Annotated in this window: 4 protein-coding genes; all 4 read right to left on the bottom strand. The window is 56.5% G+C overall.

Annotated elements, in window-relative coordinates; translation table 11 throughout:
* The coding region (locus tag HP566_RS19990; RefSeq protein ID WP_249979054.1) for a hypothetical protein at nucleotides 1-293 on the bottom strand (293 nt) is incomplete at its 3' end.
* The gene (locus HP566_RS19985; RefSeq protein ID WP_249979053.1) at nucleotides 280-747 is read right to left on the bottom strand and encodes a hypothetical protein; all 468 of its coding nucleotides are present in this window, start codon (nucleotides 745-747) and stop codon (nucleotides 280-282) included. The genes HP566_RS19985 and HP566_RS19990, both read right to left, overlap by 14 nt.
* Nucleotides 748-1,131, bottom strand: a complete 384-nt coding sequence (locus HP566_RS19980) for a hypothetical protein (protein WP_249979052.1) — start codon at nucleotides 1,129-1,131, stop codon at nucleotides 748-750.
* Nucleotides 1,118-1,788: hypothetical protein (locus HP566_RS19975; protein ID WP_249979051.1), on the bottom strand; the 671-nt coding region annotated here is incomplete at its 5' end. The genes HP566_RS19980 and HP566_RS19975, both read right to left, overlap by 14 nt.

The raw sequence follows: 1,788 nt of genomic DNA, 5'->3' as shown, positions 1-1,788 counted from the left end.
TGCGTTAGCCCCACGGGCGCCTGATCGATCAACTCCGGCTTGCCTTTCATATAAAAACGCTGCACAAACCGGTTTTTCCTGAATAATATGTTAAAGCCATATCCGGTCATTCTCCATAAGGAAAAGGGCAGTCCCTTGAGGTATAGCTGTTCAGGAGACTCCCACGCTCCAAAATAGCGGTCCGCTTCATCGATTTTGAAAAGCGCGACAATGCTGGCGATAAATGCTAACGCCAAGCCCAACAGGCCGAAGGCAGCCCCAGCAAGCCCCATGATGACGTTAGTTGGCATCATGGTCACCCCCACCGTGGCGCCACTGATATATCGCTAAACCAAACTGCTCACCGAATGGTTCCAGCACCTTGGCACCCCCATAGGCACCCGCGCCCGCGGCCACCATGCCACATATCACTTTACCTCCGGGATTAAGACTGACCGCCAGACATACGCTACTGCGAGCAGCAGCACCGCCTCCGATTGCCCCACCAAAAGTACGCCCCACCAGTTTTCCATACTCGATATACTGGATACGCTGGCACTCTTCCTCGCGCCCTGTAGAGCAGGCTTCGGCGATACTGTCATGAGTCGCGTAGGTATCCAGCCCAACCCCTACAGCGCTGCCGATACTGGTGAGCTTGGCGGCCAGCCCCACGCGCGTTATCGCTTCGGACACCGTGGGTATCTCGAACTGGCGGAAGCCTTGCGTCGCGGTGCGCAGGCTATGCACTGCCGCACGCTGCTGCAACACCTACCAAACACCAAATAGCATACCTGCGCCACCTATAGCCACGGCAAAAATAACGCATAATATCCAGCTGGCGTAGAGCCATACCAGCAGGCGCTTTAGTCTCACTGGTGCCTGGTCAATCAAGTGTTCTTTCCCACGAAGGTCAAAGCGCCCTATAACGTGCCTACCTTTAAACAATATGGTCAACCCATAAAATGTCATACGATGAAGTGAAAAGGGCAGTCCCTTGAGGTATAGCTGTTCGGGGGAGTCCCATTCTCCAAAATAACGATCCGCTTCATCGATCTTGAAAAGCGCCACCACACTGGCGATCAATGCTAACGCCAAGCCGAGCAGACCGAAGATACCAGTACCAAACCCTACAATGTTTTCAGCGATTGTCATTGTTATTATCGCCATGTAGTGTTCGATAGAAGAATAACCCTACCTGCTCACCGAACGGTTCCAGCGTCTTGGCGCCCCCATAGGCCCCAGCGCCTGCGACCACCACGCCACATATCAGCTTACCGCGTGGATCAAGGCTGACAGCTAAACATACGCCACGGTTAACAATAGCGGCACTGCCTGCTATCCCACCAACGGTACGCCCGGTGAGCTTGCCATACTCGATATACTGGATACGCTGGCACTCTTCCTCGCGCCCTGTGGAGCAGGCTTCGGCGATAGTGTCACGGGTCGCGTAGGTGTCCAGCCCAACCCCTACGGCACTGCCGATACTGGTGAGTTTGGCGGCCAGCCCCACGCGCGTCATCGCCTCCGACACCGTGGGTATCTCGAACTGGCGGAAGCCTTGCGTTGCGGTGCGCAGGCTATGCACTGCCTGACTCGCCTCAACGCCGATTCTACGCTTTAGCGCCTCGCCGGTCGCGGGCAGGTTAAGCGGGCGGCGCAGCCAACCGGGCACAGCGGAGTCAATGCGCCGGAACGCGGCCTCGCGCAGGGCGTGAAACTGTTCCCGTGTCTGGCCTATCGCTGGGTCCAGCGTGCGCTGGTAGAGATTGACCAGATTATCGAGTTCCATCTGCGCCTTGCTGAACAGGT

This window comes from Vreelandella olivaria, from assembly GCF_023507745.1.
Classification (GTDB): Bacteria; Pseudomonadota; Gammaproteobacteria; order Pseudomonadales; family Halomonadaceae; genus Vreelandella; species Vreelandella olivaria_A.
Note: the sequence above shows the minus strand (reverse complement) of the source record. Positions and strands in the feature narration are given on the sequence as shown.